Source organism: Nordella sp. HKS 07, from assembly GCF_011046735.1.
Taxonomy (GTDB): Bacteria; Pseudomonadota; Alphaproteobacteria; order Rhizobiales; family Aestuariivirgaceae; genus Taklimakanibacter.
The window spans coordinates 639,531-653,888 of sequence record NZ_CP049258.1 but is presented as its reverse complement, the minus strand read 5'-3'; the positions used below and the strand labels follow the sequence as shown (position 1 = coordinate 653,888).

Genomic DNA, 14,358 nt, shown 5'->3' with positions numbered 1-14,358 from the left:
CGCACCTCAGCATGAGGGTTGAGAAAGGCGATCTTCTAAAGCCATCATGCTTGATCTTCTCGTTTGCGCATGATCTTTTCGGAAAACCGCTTCGCACTTTTCCGGATCATGCTCTAGTTACGCCGCGCCGTCCGCCGGGCCACACCGGCAACGCTGACCGGTGTCAGCGGCCGGCCGACTTCAGCCTGCGCGGTCGAGACAAAACCGGGCAGCCCCTGGATGGACAGATGCCGACCCAATTCGCTCACACCGCCCAGTGCGATCAAAGCGGCAACCAATATCGCAACTCGCTTCAATATGGTCATTGTTTGCCTCCCATTGCAAAGTTCGAGGGAAGTTCACTCGTCTTGTCCTGCAAGTCTTTCAGGTCGATCTTCTCCGCGTTCGTCGCGTTCTGGAACGCAAAGTCATCCTTCATGGCCTTGTCGCCGGTGCTCCAATTCCGGATCTCCACACTGTACTGCGGTCCATCGGTGACGAGCCTCGAGGTCAGGACATATTTGCACGGATAGGGACTATCTCCGTGGGCGATCCAGACCTGCAAGTCCACCTCGTCCTTGCGGAAAGCGAGAAAATCGCACTCGGTGCCGTTGATCACTCCACTGCCGAGATCTTTCGAGTCGTAAACGTCTTCCATCAAGGCGGCGTAGGCGTTCGTCCCCAACAGATCGGCGGCAGGCAGGGGTCGGTCGTATTTGGTCCTCAACTCGTCAATCAAATGATCGATCGTGCCGGGGACTTCAAGCTGGGTGTATTTGTTTGCGTTCTTTCCGAGCACGGTCAGGGTTTTGCCATCGAACAGGGTTTCGACGTCCACGAAGCCGCCGGCGCGCGCCGCACGGATCTTATCCGGACGGTTGAGCGTCACCATGCCGGAACTCGAGAGCGCCAGCTTCTGTTTATCATTGGTTACGACCTCGAGCGCCGCATCGTAGTCGAACGATATCGCTTTCTGCGCATCCAGATAATCCGACATCGCCTTGAGCAGGCGCTTGGCCTCCGCCGAGTCGGTGAATCGAATAAGCTCGACCCGGCGGTTCAGAGCACGCCCCTCAGGCGTATCGTTGCCGGCCAGAGGCCGGCTTTCGCCGGCGCCGGCCGTAGCCAGCCTTTGCTCGTCAACGCCGCGTTCGACCAACCCCGCCTTGATGGCGTTGGCGCGGTCGAGCGACAGGGCCTGGTTGTGCTGCGGATCAGCCGTGGCGTCGGTATGACCGACAATTCTCAAATGCCATTCAGGGAAGTTCTTGAGCGTCGCCGCAATGTCGTCCAGGAGCGATTGCGCGTCAGCCGGGACTGCCGACTGGTCACTGGCGAAGCGCAGGCCATAGAGATCGTAGCGCTCCTTCGTCTCCAGCGCCTGCTTCATGGATTCGATCTTGTATTGCTTGGCTAGCTCGTCTTCCGTTTGCGCCCAGGCAGGAACGCTTAGCGCGGCAACGCCGACCGTCAGAGTGACGGCCGCCAGCACATGTCTAGCAGCAGTAAGCCCGCCCTTACGCCTTCTTGCCAGGCGTACTTGTTCAGGATCGAGAAGGTGACGGATATTCATTTTCTATCCTTCCTTACTTACCAGTGAACAGTGTGTCGCCCACCTTAGGCTGGACCCTTTCAGCGTCTTTCGCAAGTCAAAGCAGCCTACGGCGTCTGCCCGCTCAACATTCTTGACCAGTTGAGCTTCAGCGCGATTTGGCGTCTATGACGGGAGTGTAGCCTTGCGGCGACAAAGCAGCGCTGGCGCCGGCTACTTTTGAGGATTAAGAACTGCCCGTCTCGGCGGCTGGCGATCGCCGGGAGCGGAGTCTTCTCCACTTCCAATTGCTGGCGAGACAGCGCGCCTCGCCCCCGCAGGATCCGGCATGGCGCAGCATGCCGGCGACTCCTATGGCTTCTTCAGGCGCGATGCGGCGACAGATCTGCTCGGCATCGGCGTCAACGCCGTGAAAGCGGACAAGCACGACGAACGCCACCAGCCCGGCGTCATTTGCGTCTGCGTCTTTCCGCTCGACCATCAGCGAGCACGCCTTTCAACGTTCTTCGAGAGAGCCGCGTTCTTCCTCGAAGCAGCTGTTACCAAAATTATGTAAGCATGCGTGCCCTTCGCGACCCGTTCCGCCCAAGTTGAACGCTCTCGTGTCCTCGCCTCAGGCCGAGCGATTATGCGCCGCTCTATTTCCTTGTTTTTGCGTATCGGTTTATCCGAAAACCGCAGGCTTCCGCTTCAATCGAGCCCTGTGAGAAGCTGTTCGAGCTTCGCCATGAATTGCGGCCAACCCATTCGAGCGCCATAGAAGTAGGCCGGCTGGTCCGGCGCGAAGCCCGACTGCTCCATGCGCAGGCGCGTGCCGGTGGGCGTGGCGGTGAGGGCCAGGTCACGACGCTCCGCAGCCCTTTCCCGTCTCATCGCCAACCGAATTCCACGTATAGGTAAGCACCTTGTTCGGATCGACGGAGGTGACCTCGCAATCGAACATGAAGCTTCTGTCGGGCTGCGGATCGATCTTCACCGTGAAGCGATGTCAGGTTTGCGGGTTGAAGTGCGTCTTCGCCAGCCATTCCGCCAAAAGATGCGGCTGCGTCAGTGCGCGCCATGTCGTCGGGCCCAGCACGACCACGCAGACACTGTCGACTGATAACGCCTACCTGCTAAATCTTGGCACCACCGTGGCGACCACGGCCGGACACGCTCTGATCATCAATGGCATTGCGCCTGTGACCTTCACAAACGCCGGCACGGTCATCAGTTCCACCGACGGAACTGCCGCCGGATTCGCCTTCAATGCCAACGGCTCGCTGGTCAACCAGTCCACAGGAATAATTCTGGGACACACCTATGGCATATCGTTGAACCAAGGCGGAAACGTAACAAACTATGGCGACATCAGCGCGAGGGTGAGTCACGCCACCGCCCGGCGATAACGCGCGCAAAGGCGCCGACCGCAATCGCTCTCAGCTTAAGACTAAGATCGAAGGCGAGGAGCATTGGACGAAGCGGGAAAAGGCGTCCGGCGAGTTTATGTCTCAAAAGAAGGACCCTGAAGCCCCGCCTTATAAGGGGGTGCGGAAGGAATTAGGCCTGGCAACTCCCGCTCGCTTGGTCCGAAGACCCAGCGCCTGGATGAGCAGATCAAAAGCGCCCAGCTCTCGAGCAGATATCCGAGCGAGAAATCGCCGAGTTATATCTCATGCATAAGCAGCTTTGCGAAGAGAGCCGTGGGAGACAGCTTCGACCACGCCGCCGAGCACGCTAGCATTTCAAAAAAGAACCCGCCAGGGAAGCGGGTTTAGTCTGCTGATGTCAAAGAGGATCATCAGATCAATGCAGAAATTCTCCGGGAGTTCCTGCAGGCGCGACATTTCTTGTAGGGGACGGCGGCCTTCCACCACGATCTCAACCTGGCGGACAACTGGCGTCTCTCCATTCTCGCCAGCATAGATGGTCGTCCGGGTTTTCATTGTCGACGCTTCGACGGGGGCCCGCCAGGGATTGGGCATAGCGAAGTGGTCACTTGGCGGCCTTGGGGCTACCTGCCGTGGGGCAGGCAACAGGCAACGATGAGCCGCTTAGGTTGTTCCGTAAGTTGGATACGGGCGGCCATCCCGGCAATGTGCGTTTTAGGGCGCCCGCCGGACTGGGAGGCAATCCATAGCCCGACGGGCTAGATGGCCATGAGCGCAATCATGGCCATCTTCGTAATGCGGGTGCTCGTTGAATGGTTCCGGACGTCCAGCTGAGCGCGAAGCCCGTCGGCGCTTGGGGTTTGGGGGGCAAGCTTGCCGACGGGCCCCGTGGTGGGAGCGCTGCCGGATTCGGCCCGGCAACCTAAAGTGTTGCATATCGGTCGCCACGCGCCAAGGTCATAGTTAAGCGCGCCTCATTCGGTTTGCCGGCGTCCGCGGCCACCAGTCTTCTGGAAATTCTCCGGTACGAAACAGCACCTCGGCGCCGTAGTTACCACGGCACCCTCTGTTTTTACACCGGGCATGCGTGGCGATCTGCTTCATCGTCGTCTCTGGCGGCCATTTCTTCAGAAGCTCGTCAGGATCCATCAGCTGCTTGTGGCCGCAGCCCAGGCATGCCAGCACCATGTTGAGCCGGAATAGTTGGACTTGCGCAAGCGTCACCTCATCGCGTGCGCAGCATCGGCATAGGAGAGTGTTCACAATAACCGTCGCGTCGAAACCTTTGTGGTAAATCAAGCCAAAATCGTACATGAAGAAGATCTCGGTCCGCGATACCGAAGCTATCGCAAAGGGCATTGCAAGGTTCAACCTCGACAAGAGCTGGGAAGTCGTAAATGACTAGATCGATCCACATTGAGCAAGTGTCTGCCAAGAGATTGTCGCGGAGGGCCTTCTTCGCCGGTGCTGCAGCAACTATGCTCGCGGTGCCGGCACGGGCTGACGATGCCGACGATCCCTATCCTTTGCCGCCGTTCGACTACAAGAGGCTTCCGCCGGATTTTCGTCGCGAGGTTGTCGCCTACAATGGGCGGCATTGGCCAGGGACTATCATTATCGACACCTCGTCTCGGCAACTCTATATCGTGCTCGAGAACAAAACGGCGATCCGCTACGGCTGCGCGGTGGGCCGGGACGGCTTCAGGTGGGCGGGTCTGGCCGATGTAGGACGCAAGGTTATGTGGCCGCGCTGGACGCCGCCCAAGGACATGATCGCGCGTAGCCCCGAAAAAGCAAAATGGGCGAACGGCATGCCGGGCGGTCCCGACAATCCGCTGGGCGCCAGAGCCCTCTACCTATTCCAAAACGGCAACGACACGCTCTATCGCATACACGGCACAACGGAGCCACTTTCCATCGGAAAGAATGCCTCGTCGGGCTGCATCCGCATGGTCAATCAGGATGTCGTTGATCTTTATCGTCGGGTCCCTGTGGGAAGTCGGGTGATTGTCATGGCGGAGGGAGTGTAGGGTGAATCCCTTGCTGGCCTGTCGCATTGGGCCAATCTTGGGGCCGCCTAGCGTCTTGTCTTCGGCCTTCCCTCTCGCGAGCGCCGCGTTCACTCGCTCGTGGATCATGGCCGTTCGAGCTCTGCGAAGACGCCCATCATCTTGAACATGGCCTCGCCGGCCGGGGACCGGGTGTCGACTGTGCAGATTATCGGGCGGGAGCGTTGAGCGCCTTATAGACCATGCCCCGGCTGCACCCCAGCGCCTTCGCGATCTCCGTCGCGCCAGCACCGCTCGCCTTCATGCTCTTGATCCTCTTCCAGTCGAGCTTGACCGGCCTTCCCTTGTAGACCCCTGCAGCCTTCGCCTTCGCGATGCCGGTGAGCTGCCTCTCCTTGATGAAGCCTAGCTCCATCTCAGCGACCATGCCGAGAACGGTGAGCATGACCTTGCCCATCGGCCCGTCGGTGCTGATCGCCGGTTCGAGGACGCGGAGGTGCGCGCCCTTCTGCTACGGCCCAACCTGTCGAGCTTTACCACGGTCAGGACGTCGCCGGGCCGGATGAACTCCAGAACCGTCGCCAGTTCACTGCGTCCATCTCGGCTTTTACCGGAAACCTTCTCCTTGCGGATCACGGCGCACCCTACGGCCTTGAGCCGTTCAGCCTGAGTGTCGGTGTTCTGATCGGTGGTGGACACTCTGGCGTATCCGATATGCGTTGACATGGTGCGTGGTCTCCGTCCGGGTGTGTGTCCACTATGGCTCTTAGACCACGGAGTCGTTGCTGTCAACTATGTCGTTACAAACCCATAGTGCACGGGATTGGGCCGGTCAGTAGACGTCCACAGAGGGTACACCCCAAGTAGACGCGCTTGCGTCCATGCTCCCGCGGAACTCGGTCGCATAGGGCACGTTGGACATCTCAATGCCGTGGGTTAGTACAGTCGCCGCTTTTGGGGTGCTTGCGTGTCTGACGCTGGCACTACCCGCTGCAGCAAAAAGCATGTGGAACACTGACAAGCTTTATACCGAGTGCAGTCGGTCAAGCGCTCGCTGTGCGTCCTATCTTGCCGCAGTTGTTGATACAGCAAATGAGGCGGCGGTGATTGCCACACAAAAATTGGTGATCTGCCTCCCTCCCAGAGCAAAGGTGGAGAAGCTCCGAAAAGTTGTCTTGAAGGAGTTGGAGGTACAACCACAAGCTCGCGCAAGCTCGGCTGCTTCCGTTGCTTTGAGGGCTCTCAAGAGAAAGTGGCCGTGCGCCAAGCAATAGGAAACGGGCCGATAGGGCGCTTAGCCCCGATAGACCCTGAACGCCGTTTAGAGAGTCACTGAGACTCACCGTGGGCGCCCTATGCCCGACACTCGGCCGAGCCAGAACCCGCTGTACGACTCTCCTACGCGATCCTAGCGACTCCCTTGCGGGCCCCTGGCGGTGTGCAATTGGGAACAGACGGTTCTTGCCGGAGGGGTCTGCCAGAAGAGGCGGAACGGAACAAAGCCATTCTCAAGCTGAAGAAAGGGCAGACGACATAGTTGTCACAATCGGATGCTCCCGCTCGACGCTAAAAAAGGTGGCCAAGCGAGTCTGAAGTGCGTAATTCACCGACCCCATAGGAGCGCCGCCCGCGAATGCTCCGACCTTTCTGACCGGTACGCGGGTTATGACGACGCCTCGTGCGCCGTCATAACCCGGCGCGCGGGAGTGCGAAGGGCGAGACAAACCCATATTTGTCAACACTGAGTCGCCTCGTCCAGAATCACCGTGGCATCCTTAATGAACTGTCGAAACTCCCGCATCTCCTCCCGAAGCAATTCGCGCTTTCCTCCCTTGTTGGCGTTGCGAGAGACGATAGCCTTGCCCTCAGGCGTTCGAGGGCCGGTCGATTTCTCCCAAGGTTTCCAACGCTGAATTGCTGTTGCCTGGCGTTGCCGGCGCTCCGGCGTCCATTGGGATTTCATCGGTCTGCTCCAATAGTTTGTTTGGCGAATTTGAATTTTGCTTCGCGCGCGAAGTCGAGGGGAACGCGTTGTTTACCTGTTGCGGCCCATGGGCAATGTTGGCCTGCTTGGCGTAGATAACCGGGGGGGTTTTTGATGGCGCTGAGCGTTTCAAGCGTCATTCGGCATTGGCTCTGAGCCTTCATCGCCATTTTCAAGTATCGCTCGCCCGCTTCAAGGTAATTGCTGTTCAAGTTGATTGCGGACCGCCGGGAAAGATCCGCGAACATGGCGTTGAGGGTCATCGCTTGGGTAACAAGCATCGCCTCCACGTCTCTCATGTCGTTATTGTGGACGCTCTTTGAGGATTCGATAAGAGCCGTGACTACCGCCGGGGATGGCATGTTGCCGCCCGTGCTACCCTTGGCAAAGAGCTTGAGAGCCAAGGCATTTGCCGCGTAAGGCCCGATGCAAACCCTGGCAGTGGCAAGGTCAACATCTTCGCCGGGTGCGCACGGCACCTCAATTACGTTAACATTTGGGTCAGACTTTGACTTTTCCGATGAGGGTTTCCTGCTCAATTGGCGACCCCCGACCGTTGAGATGGCGAGACTATGGATGTCCCCCGCCGGTTGGATGGCCTTCCGCCGAAATCTTCGTAACGCGCTAGCATGCTGCACAGAAACCCTTATTCGTCTAGAATTCGATATTAGCACAAATTTATGGTTAAGTCACTGATATTGAGAAATTTTTGCCCAGCATGTTTGCGCCTTAAGTGGGCAAATATATGCCATTATAGCGACTTATTCAAACGGAAGCGCGTGGGTGAAAATCGCCCGATTTGATTTTGCTCCTCCTTCCCAGTATCTGAGGGGGAGCAGGCGCGGGGGCAGCAGACAGGGGCAGGGCGGCAAGGTAGCCAATAATAGTACGCCCCCCCTTCATAGTACCTTTGGCTAGTTTTCGTTCTGGATCAATAGCTTGGCCCCGTTCCTGACCCGTTCTTTCCGGGGGGTGAGTTTAACGACGTTTCGGCCGCTCATTTTGTCGAGCATGACGGCCTTGGCGCGCTCCATGGTCTCCGTGAGCTTTCCCCCATGGCGGGCCTGGACAATGAAGCTGTCATGAATGCCGAGGGAAACAATCCCGTCGCGAAGTAGCGTGAGCATGACGTCTTCCGCCATATCGCTATCGGCGCGCATGAGCGTCAGACCGGCATCGCTGAAGAACGCGTCTTCGATAGTCGCGTGCCGCTTCAACATGGCATCCATGAGGAGGACAGCGGCTGCATGCCCATCAAAGCCCGGCGGGATTTCGCCCGCCGCGGTGAGTTCCCTGGCCCTGTCTGTGATGGTGAAGTGAAGACCTTGGCGCCCACGCGCATTCACCATCGCATTAAACACAACCTTGAGCAGCGGGCGCAATTCCGGGGGAAGGCCGTCGACTGTGTAGGCGTCAAAATCGCATTCCAGGCGAATACCGCGCATGCCATAGAGCAGAGTCGGATGAATCTGGCGATAGTCTTCCTCGATAACCCGCTCGCCGTCGAGCAGCAGCAGCCCGCGTTCTTTGCCGGGCAGGTTTTGCCACCAGGCATAGAAGCGGCCATGCTGATCGAATCTCTCGGTAAACTTCCGCCTCATTCCCATAAACGCGGGTCCGGGGTTGCTCTTGCCCAGGCGCGGAATTGGCGTTCCGGGGCGAATGATGCCTATCTTCGGATGCCGGAGTTCAACGCCGGCGACGCCCTCATTGATGGATCGCAAGTCCCGCCGCATGCGCCTGGTCCCGTCTGTATCCTCATACGGGATCGACCTTGCCGGCTCTGTCCACTTCCGCCCGTTCTTCTCGAAGGTCTGTTCCCTCTTCATCAGATAGATTACTTCCGGATCCTTCGTGTTCAGGAATTGTGTCGCCGACGGCATTATTTGCAGAAGCCGCCGAGAAGCGCGCATTAAGGATTCGGTGCCGCGCCGTCCGGGCTCCGATTTCACATGCTCAATCAGCCCCTCTTTCTCAAGACCGGCAACGGCACGCATGACATTCGCGTAGGTCTGCACTTCATGCAGATAGCGTCGGTTTGAGTACCAATTCCTGGCGCGTGCGTAATGAATCCAGCCGCCGTCCGGGCTGGCTGCGGCCTCTGCAGCGAGATGCGCCATGATGCGTCGAGCCGCATCATCAAAGGCTAACGTCCCGATGAGCTGGAACAGAGCCATTGCATCAACATCGAGGTCGAACCGCAATGGGCGCGCGAAAACGCGCTTGCTTATGAGATCATCCGCCATCGCATCCCGCCCTAACCCAAACAACGAGAAGGCCCGGCATGCCGATGACGAGCGCTGTTTCTTCGTCCATCAACACTTGACTTCCCAGCGGGGAAGGTTCGCGAGCATTTCGCGCAAATCGTCATCTAGGATTATCGAGCGGCGACCCGCCTTGCGGACTTTGAGCTGGCCGGCCTTGGCGTACTTGTAAAGCGAGGATCGACCCACGCCGGATGCTTCCGCCGCAGACTCAAACGAATGCGCGAGTCGGCGTTTCGTCGGCACTTCATCTTGAGACATTAAAACTTCTCCACGTTTGTGCACCGAACCGCCAGTGCGTGTGTGGGAGAAGTATGCGAACCGGATACGAATGACACGGGGACACGTGAAGCCGTCACATGTCCTATGAGCTTTCTATTTCATTTATTCCCATAAGCGTGTCGACGACCTTCATTTTTTCGAAGTCCTTGCTCTTGCGATTCCAAATTTTCTTGACCCCATCTTCGGAGATATGAATGCTATTACGGGCAAGGGCCGCGGAGACGATTGCGCAGGCGGATTTCGGCGTGCTGGACCCAGCATTCCAACTGCATGTCGCTGGAATACCAAAATCCTTGGATATGCGATAAACCGCATTCAAGATCATATGATCGCGGGGGTAGTTCTCCACCAACCGCCGCGCTTTCTCGGAGATATGGATGCTCTCCAACATCTTGTCCGCGGCATACTCGCTTAGGCAGGGCGGCATGGCGATGCGCTCGCGCAAGCAATGGGCGGCCAATCCGCGCACGAGGTTATCGGCGGATTTGTCGCCGTCTCTGGCCCGAGCAAGAAGCTTTTCCACCGTAACGCCGTCCAGTCGTACACCCAGGCGCCACACCCAGTAGTAAATGCGCCCCAGCCAGGATGTACGATAAGCCGGCGGAGGGGGATGGAAAGGATGTCCCCCTGCGATAAGCTTCATCCACAGCCTGCTCCTACTCGCTTCTACGGCCGCTTTCAGAGCCTCGGCCGGGAGCAGCGCTGAGGCAGCAGCGATCATGGCGTCGACATCGGGGGCGGGTGACTCGCTCATTACATGCCGCTCTTCAGGATAATCACTTTCCCCCCACTGTCCTGCGGCACGAGCGGCACGATTGCCTTTGCCGCCAGCTCCTCGAGACCGTCCACAATCCATTTTGAATAATGACGTTCGATCATCGGAACCGACGTGTCGTGCAATGCGGCGACCAAGCGGATCGGGAGGTTCGCCCGGATCCCTCGAACGATCGATGAATGACGCAATGCGTAGGGGATTGCACTGGGCAGCCCGGCGCGCTGTCGGATTTCGCCCCAAGGCCGAACAAGCTCGCTCGAACTCAGCCAGGGACCGCGGTCGGCTCGATGCCATTCGATCCCACCCGGCCGCTGCTCAAACCTCCAGCGCTCCAGCAAGCGCGTGTCCGGCTTGCGGCCAGTCACAACACGCTGGAGTTCGTCGAGCACATCTCGGCCCACCTGCACGGCAATCTGGCCTGACTTTCCTTTCCCTTTGCGCGATACCGGGACCATCAATCGGCCATGCGCTCTCTGGACGTCGCCGACCTTCATGCGCGCGATCTGCGAGAAGCGAGCGCCGGTCGCTGCGAGCACGAGGATGATCCTGAACAAGTCGTCGTCCCAGCCTTGTTCCGCATCGACCGCGCGAGCAGCACCAATCAGGGCGCTGACCTGGGCATCGGTGAGTATCTGGTTTTCGCGTGCCAGTGGCACCGCCTCGTCATCGTCGATCTTTTCGGCCTTGAGGCCATGCTTAATGATGGTAGGTAGCGATGCCGGCATGGTCGCACGGTGCGCCTCATAGCCGCTGTTGAGGGCGGCTTTCACGTCGTTGATGAGCCGCTGGCGCGTCGTGGCCTTGAGTTGTGCTGGCAGACTGGCGCGCCATTTCTTGAGGTCCGTCTCTGTCAGGGCATGCAGCGCCGCGTCCGCCAACGGCGCCGCCGGAATGGCCTTCCGCTTGCCGCGCTTGGTATGGCCGAGCACGTAGCGCCCCAGGCGCTGAGCGGCATCAGAACGGACCGCTAGGCCCTTGCGGCGGCTGGCGCGGTCGTCGCGTTCGGCGACGTAGCTCTTGACGGCAGAGCGCACCGTCGGCGCCGGCCCGTCCGCTTCCGCGGTGATAGCCTGGCGAGCCTCGGCAATGATATCGCGCGCCCGTTTCTCAGCCTGCAGGAAAGTAAACAGGCCGTCCGTCGGCTTGTCGTTGAGGTCATTGGCTGGCCCGATCGGCTTCTGCTTGTAGTTCGCACCCGGCCCGTGATTGCGCCATCGGGCAAACCAGACACCACCCCTGACGCCCTTGCGGTACCAGAGCGCCGCGTCGGCATCGAGCCGCCTTGCATATTCACCCGTTACGAGTTTCGAGCGGGCATTGGCTGTGGTGACTGGCGCTTCGTTCAATGTCCGTGCCATATTCGACACTTCTCCTCCATGTTTCCGGCCGGTGCCCCCGTCGTCGAATATCGGACGAATAGCTGCGACGGCGGAAAAGGGATGGGTCGAATATACGTCGAATAAACGCCTGTGTACAGGGACGGATGCTAGGGGATGAAAACGTTGAAAAGATTGCATTTTGGTGAACGGTGGCGGAAAGAAAAACCCCACAAAACCACCCTCTCACGGCTGAAACAGGGGTTCGAGTCCCCTAGGGGGCGCCAATCATTTCAAATACTTAGTTGGCTTGAGTTCGTCCTGTCCAATATTTGTCCCATATCGGATCGGATGGCTCATACGTCGGGGCGAAGTTACTCTTATCGCTATCAACCTACCGCACTCCGAGTGCGCACCAGCGTGGAAGCGGTTCTTGGTCAGATGGTAACCGTCCGTGAGGTCGGAGCAGAGCGGAGCGGAAGCCTTCCTTTTGCAGATCACCAAGTGTGGGCTCGAGGGTGACAGCGCTGCTGCCCGCGCCGCTATTCTGGCGTTTGACGAAGCGACGGACAAGCGAATTGTCGGCCAGCCTGGTAAGTCGGCGATTAGCTTGCAGATTGTCACTCCCGGTAGCGTGAATTCTGCGCTTGAGACCTTGCGAATGGCAAAGTTGCTTGATCCCTATCGCGATACGGCCAGTATCCTGCTCGAGCCCTGGCTTATCGAAGCCGCGTTGGCACGACTTGGTGAGCGCCATCTTACATCTGATGAGCAACGGATTATTCTGCGAGCCACACGTCTGCCACACAAAGTCAAATGGCCGGAGTGGTGGACGGAACTTCCGGCCGGCTGGGCATGCGCATTTTAGTTACTCGACGCGAGCATGCCGCAGGCAGGAGGTCCATTGCCGGCGATCGGACGCCAGGGCGGTACTATCTCACTTGAGTTTCTGAAAAGCGAGCGAGGCGGAGGAGAAGGGCGCACGGTGGAAAGCCGGGCAAGTCCTTCCTTATGGAGCCCTTTTGACTCGATTGGGCGCAGCCTTCGCCTGTGGCAGGATCACATTTACTCGCCGGGACATTTTTCTTCGACTTTATTGCCGGGGTTTCCAGCGCGGGTTGAACCTTTTCCTTTTTTGACTTCTCGGTCTGGACTGGCTCTTCCGAATTCTGGAGCGGCTCGGAGCCTTGAGAGGATTGTACTCCGGCCTTTTTCTTCTTCTTGACCGGCTGTTCTTGGCCCTGCTGAGGCACCACCTCCTACGGCTGTGTCGACTGCTTGGTCGCCTTTTTCTTTTTCTGAATCGGCTGCTCCTCGCTTTGCTGAGGTTGCGCCTCCACGGCCTGGCCGGTAGCCTTTTTCTTCTTCGCTAGTTGCTCCGCGCCCGGCTGCGGCTGGACCTCTTCCTTCTTTATCTTCTTTCCGGTCGGCTGCCCTTCACCCTGTTGTTGTTGCGCTTCATCGAGCGCCGTTATCTGCTCCTCGGTCTGCAGCGTCTTTTTCTTCTTACCGCCCTGCGGCTGCTCGGTTTCGCGGGCAGGACCCGGAGCCTGCTTCTCCTGCTTCGCTCTTTCCTTCGTGACCTCTTGGACTTCTTTGACTTGCGCGGGCTTCGCGTCGATTTCCTGCTTCACTCGCCGGTGAACACAGCAACTTTTCCCGCGCCTCCTTTCCCGGCCTGCTTGGGATTATCCGTCTCATTCACCTCGACGGGCTTCACCTGTTGCTTCGTCTGCTTCTCGACGAAACCGACATCGATGGCGTTGTTCACGACAATATTGTTTTGGATGGTGACATTGCCGACCGGCTTGGTCTCTTCGACCGCCCGGAAGCGCTCGTGGTCATCATCGATGATCGACGCCGAAAGGTCCCTCTCTAGGAAACTGCGCGAGGGTACGGCGACCCAGTAATCGTTGGGAATATCGCGAACCGTTATCTCGATCGAGAAATCGTCATCGAAACGTGGTGGAAGCGGCGCCCATACAACATAGTCCCTGCTGCGGCGCCAAGAGACCCATGCCGGTGCCCAGCGTCTGCCCGGGATCCAATACCAGCCGATGTCTTGGAAAAACCCCAGCGGCCATAATGGTACGCGGCCCATCCGAAGGGCTCGTCCGATACCCATAGCCAGCCATATCGTCTGGTGTAGACCCAGTGTCCAATCGTATAGGGCCGCCACCATGGCGGACGCGACTTGGGACAAAAACATGAGCATCTTCGTAGTGCACCCAGCTGCCATAGGGTGCCAAGTCGTCATAAAAAGTGTCTATGGAAATGGAAATGTTGGCTGCCGCCTTTGCTGAGGGATTGAGGTTTACATCTGCCGTCGGAATAGGGACAGTCAGGGCCAATGTTGCCTCCCACGACTGAGAAAAGAGGAGTGGTTGCAAGCCGCATGATGCGCTCCTCGCAAAAATACCTAAATTTGAAAGATTCTTTACTCGATTAAGTTCCCAAAAGCGCATGCTTGCAGGCAGGTCGTTGATTATCAGCCGTCAAAATGCTTGAGACAGATGCGAAAAGGTGTTTTGCAGTAGCAAGCAGCACCAAGACGCGCTGAGGGAAGTCGACTTCATGGCCGACCCAGCTTGTGTGTCGGCCGAGCCTTTGACTGCCTCCTCGGAAACTACACTAGGGTTTAGAGGAAGCCGCGAGACATGGCTGACCTTCAACGCCCACGATTTCAAAGCTTCTGGCGTTCACATCTGCTCCGTTGCCGAGAAGATGCTCAAGTAGGCGTGGCCCCCTAACTGCCGCATGCAAGGGGGTCATACCCAGTTTGCGCTTTGCTTCGGCTCGTTTTTTGTGCATACAGAAAACATGGCGA

The 14,358-nt window shown here is 58.3% G+C and carries 18 protein-coding genes and 2 pseudogenes; 5 read left to right on the top strand and 15 right to left on the bottom strand.

Annotated elements, in window-relative coordinates; genetic code table 11:
* Window positions 1-113 precede the first annotated feature (113 nt).
* Complete coding sequence (locus G5V57_RS03110; protein ID WP_165166146.1) at window positions 114-305, bottom strand: hypothetical protein; 192 nt, start codon at window positions 303-305, stop codon at window positions 114-116.
* Window positions 302-1,552 (bottom strand): DUF2092 domain-containing protein, encoded by a 1,251-nt coding sequence (locus G5V57_RS03105; RefSeq protein WP_165166145.1) that lies wholly within the window; start codon window positions 1,550-1,552, stop codon window positions 302-304. The genes G5V57_RS03110 and G5V57_RS03105 overlap by 4 nt, the downstream gene beginning before the upstream one ends.
* Window positions 1,553-1,859: 307 nt before the next feature.
* On the opposite strand from G5V57_RS03105, the gene G5V57_RS03100 reads away from it, so the two are divergent.
* Window positions 1,860-2,087 carry a hypothetical protein gene (locus G5V57_RS03100; protein ID WP_165166144.1) on the top strand — a complete coding sequence of 76 codons (228 nt, stop codon included), beginning with the start codon at window positions 1,860-1,862 and terminating at the stop codon, window positions 2,085-2,087.
* Between the two features lie 134 nt (window positions 2,088-2,221).
* On the opposite strand, the gene G5V57_RS34155 is transcribed toward G5V57_RS03100, so the two are convergent.
* Entirely contained in the window at window positions 2,222-2,404 is a 183-nt protein-coding gene (locus tag G5V57_RS34155; protein ID WP_246737504.1) for an SRPBCC domain-containing protein, read from the bottom strand.
* 68 nt (window positions 2,405-2,472) lie between these two features.
* Between G5V57_RS34155 and G5V57_RS34150 the strand changes: the two genes are divergently transcribed.
* Window positions 2,473-2,919 carry a hypothetical protein gene (locus tag G5V57_RS34150; protein ID WP_246737503.1) on the top strand — a complete coding sequence of 149 codons (447 nt, stop codon included), beginning with the start codon at window positions 2,473-2,475 and terminating at the stop codon, window positions 2,917-2,919.
* Between the two features lie 336 nt (window positions 2,920-3,255).
* Here the strand turns inward: G5V57_RS34150 and G5V57_RS03085 are convergent, their stop codons facing one another.
* Together G5V57_RS03085 and G5V57_RS03080 are read right to left on the bottom strand one after the other, a co-directional pair.
* Window positions 3,256-3,456 (bottom strand): hypothetical protein, encoded by a 201-nt coding sequence (locus tag G5V57_RS03085; protein ID WP_165166142.1) that lies wholly within the window; start codon window positions 3,454-3,456, stop codon window positions 3,256-3,258.
* A gap of 408 nt (window positions 3,457-3,864) precedes the next feature.
* Complete coding sequence (locus tag G5V57_RS03080; RefSeq protein WP_165166141.1) at window positions 3,865-4,215, bottom strand: hypothetical protein; 351 nt, start codon at window positions 4,213-4,215, stop codon at window positions 3,865-3,867.
* Window positions 4,216-4,298: 83 nt separating this feature from the next.
* Between G5V57_RS03080 and G5V57_RS03075 the strand changes: the two genes are divergently transcribed.
* Window positions 4,299-4,931, top strand: a complete 633-nt coding sequence (locus G5V57_RS03075) for a L,D-transpeptidase (protein WP_165166140.1) — start codon at window positions 4,299-4,301, stop codon at window positions 4,929-4,931.
* A gap of 187 nt (window positions 4,932-5,118) precedes the next feature.
* On the opposite strand, the pseudogene G5V57_RS03070 reads toward G5V57_RS03075, so the two are convergent.
* Window positions 5,119-5,636: pseudogene (locus tag G5V57_RS03070) on the bottom strand (recombinase family protein).
* Window positions 5,637-5,836: 200 nt separating this feature from the next.
* On the opposite strand from G5V57_RS03070, the gene G5V57_RS35095 reads away from it, so the two are divergent.
* Complete coding sequence (locus G5V57_RS35095; RefSeq protein WP_371744719.1) at window positions 5,837-6,184, top strand: Rap1a/Tai family immunity protein; 348 nt, start codon at window positions 5,837-5,839, stop codon at window positions 6,182-6,184.
* Window positions 6,185-6,645: 461 nt separating this feature from the next.
* Here G5V57_RS35095 and G5V57_RS03060 read toward each other — a convergent pair whose 3' ends face one another.
* From G5V57_RS03060 to G5V57_RS03035, 6 genes are all read right to left on the bottom strand, one after another.
* On the bottom strand, window positions 6,646-6,873 hold the full coding sequence (locus tag G5V57_RS03060; protein ID WP_165166138.1) for a hypothetical protein: 228 nt from the start codon (window positions 6,871-6,873) through the stop codon (window positions 6,646-6,648).
* Window positions 6,870-7,298, bottom strand: coding sequence for a hypothetical protein (locus tag G5V57_RS03055; protein ID WP_165166137.1), 429 nt, complete (start codon window positions 7,296-7,298; stop codon window positions 6,870-6,872). The genes G5V57_RS03060 and G5V57_RS03055 overlap by 4 nt, the downstream gene beginning before the upstream one ends.
* Before the next feature lie 510 nt (window positions 7,299-7,808).
* Entirely contained in the window at window positions 7,809-9,140 is a 1,332-nt protein-coding gene (locus G5V57_RS03050; RefSeq protein ID WP_165166136.1) for a hypothetical protein, read from the bottom strand.
* 69 nt (window positions 9,141-9,209) lie between these two features.
* A complete protein-coding gene (locus G5V57_RS03045; protein WP_165166135.1) occupies window positions 9,210-9,419 on the bottom strand; it encodes a helix-turn-helix domain-containing protein in 210 nt (69 codons plus the stop codon).
* A 103-nt stretch (window positions 9,420-9,522) separates the two neighbouring features.
* The gene (locus G5V57_RS03040) at window positions 9,523-10,083 is read right to left on the bottom strand and encodes a hypothetical protein (RefSeq protein ID WP_165166134.1); all 561 of its coding nucleotides are present in this window, start codon (window positions 10,081-10,083) and stop codon (window positions 9,523-9,525) included.
* Window positions 10,084-10,193: 110 nt separating this feature from the next.
* Window positions 10,194-11,573: a tyrosine-type recombinase/integrase gene (locus G5V57_RS03035; protein WP_165166133.1), complete on the bottom strand. Its 1,380-nt coding sequence runs from the start codon at window positions 11,571-11,573 to the stop codon at window positions 10,194-10,196.
* Window positions 11,574-12,021: 448 nt separating this feature from the next.
* On the opposite strand from G5V57_RS03035, the gene G5V57_RS03030 reads away from it, so the two are divergent.
* Window positions 12,022-12,399, top strand: a complete 378-nt coding sequence (locus G5V57_RS03030) for a hypothetical protein (protein ID WP_165166132.1) — start codon at window positions 12,022-12,024, stop codon at window positions 12,397-12,399.
* A gap of 391 nt (window positions 12,400-12,790) precedes the next feature.
* Here G5V57_RS03030 and G5V57_RS03025 read toward each other — a convergent pair whose 3' ends face one another.
* From G5V57_RS03025 to G5V57_RS35090, 3 genes and pseudogenes are all read right to left on the bottom strand, one after another.
* A complete protein-coding gene (locus G5V57_RS03025) occupies window positions 12,791-13,165 on the bottom strand; it encodes a hypothetical protein (RefSeq protein WP_165166131.1) in 375 nt (124 codons plus the stop codon).
* A pseudogene (locus G5V57_RS03020) lies at window positions 13,162-13,694 on the bottom strand (DUF6600 domain-containing protein). Before G5V57_RS03020 ends, G5V57_RS03025 begins: the two are co-directional and overlap by 4 nt.
* Before the next feature lie 468 nt (window positions 13,695-14,162).
* Window positions 14,163-14,303, bottom strand: coding sequence for a hypothetical protein (locus tag G5V57_RS35090; RefSeq protein ID WP_371744856.1), 141 nt, complete (start codon window positions 14,301-14,303; stop codon window positions 14,163-14,165).
* Between the last annotated feature and the right edge of the window lie 55 nt (window positions 14,304-14,358).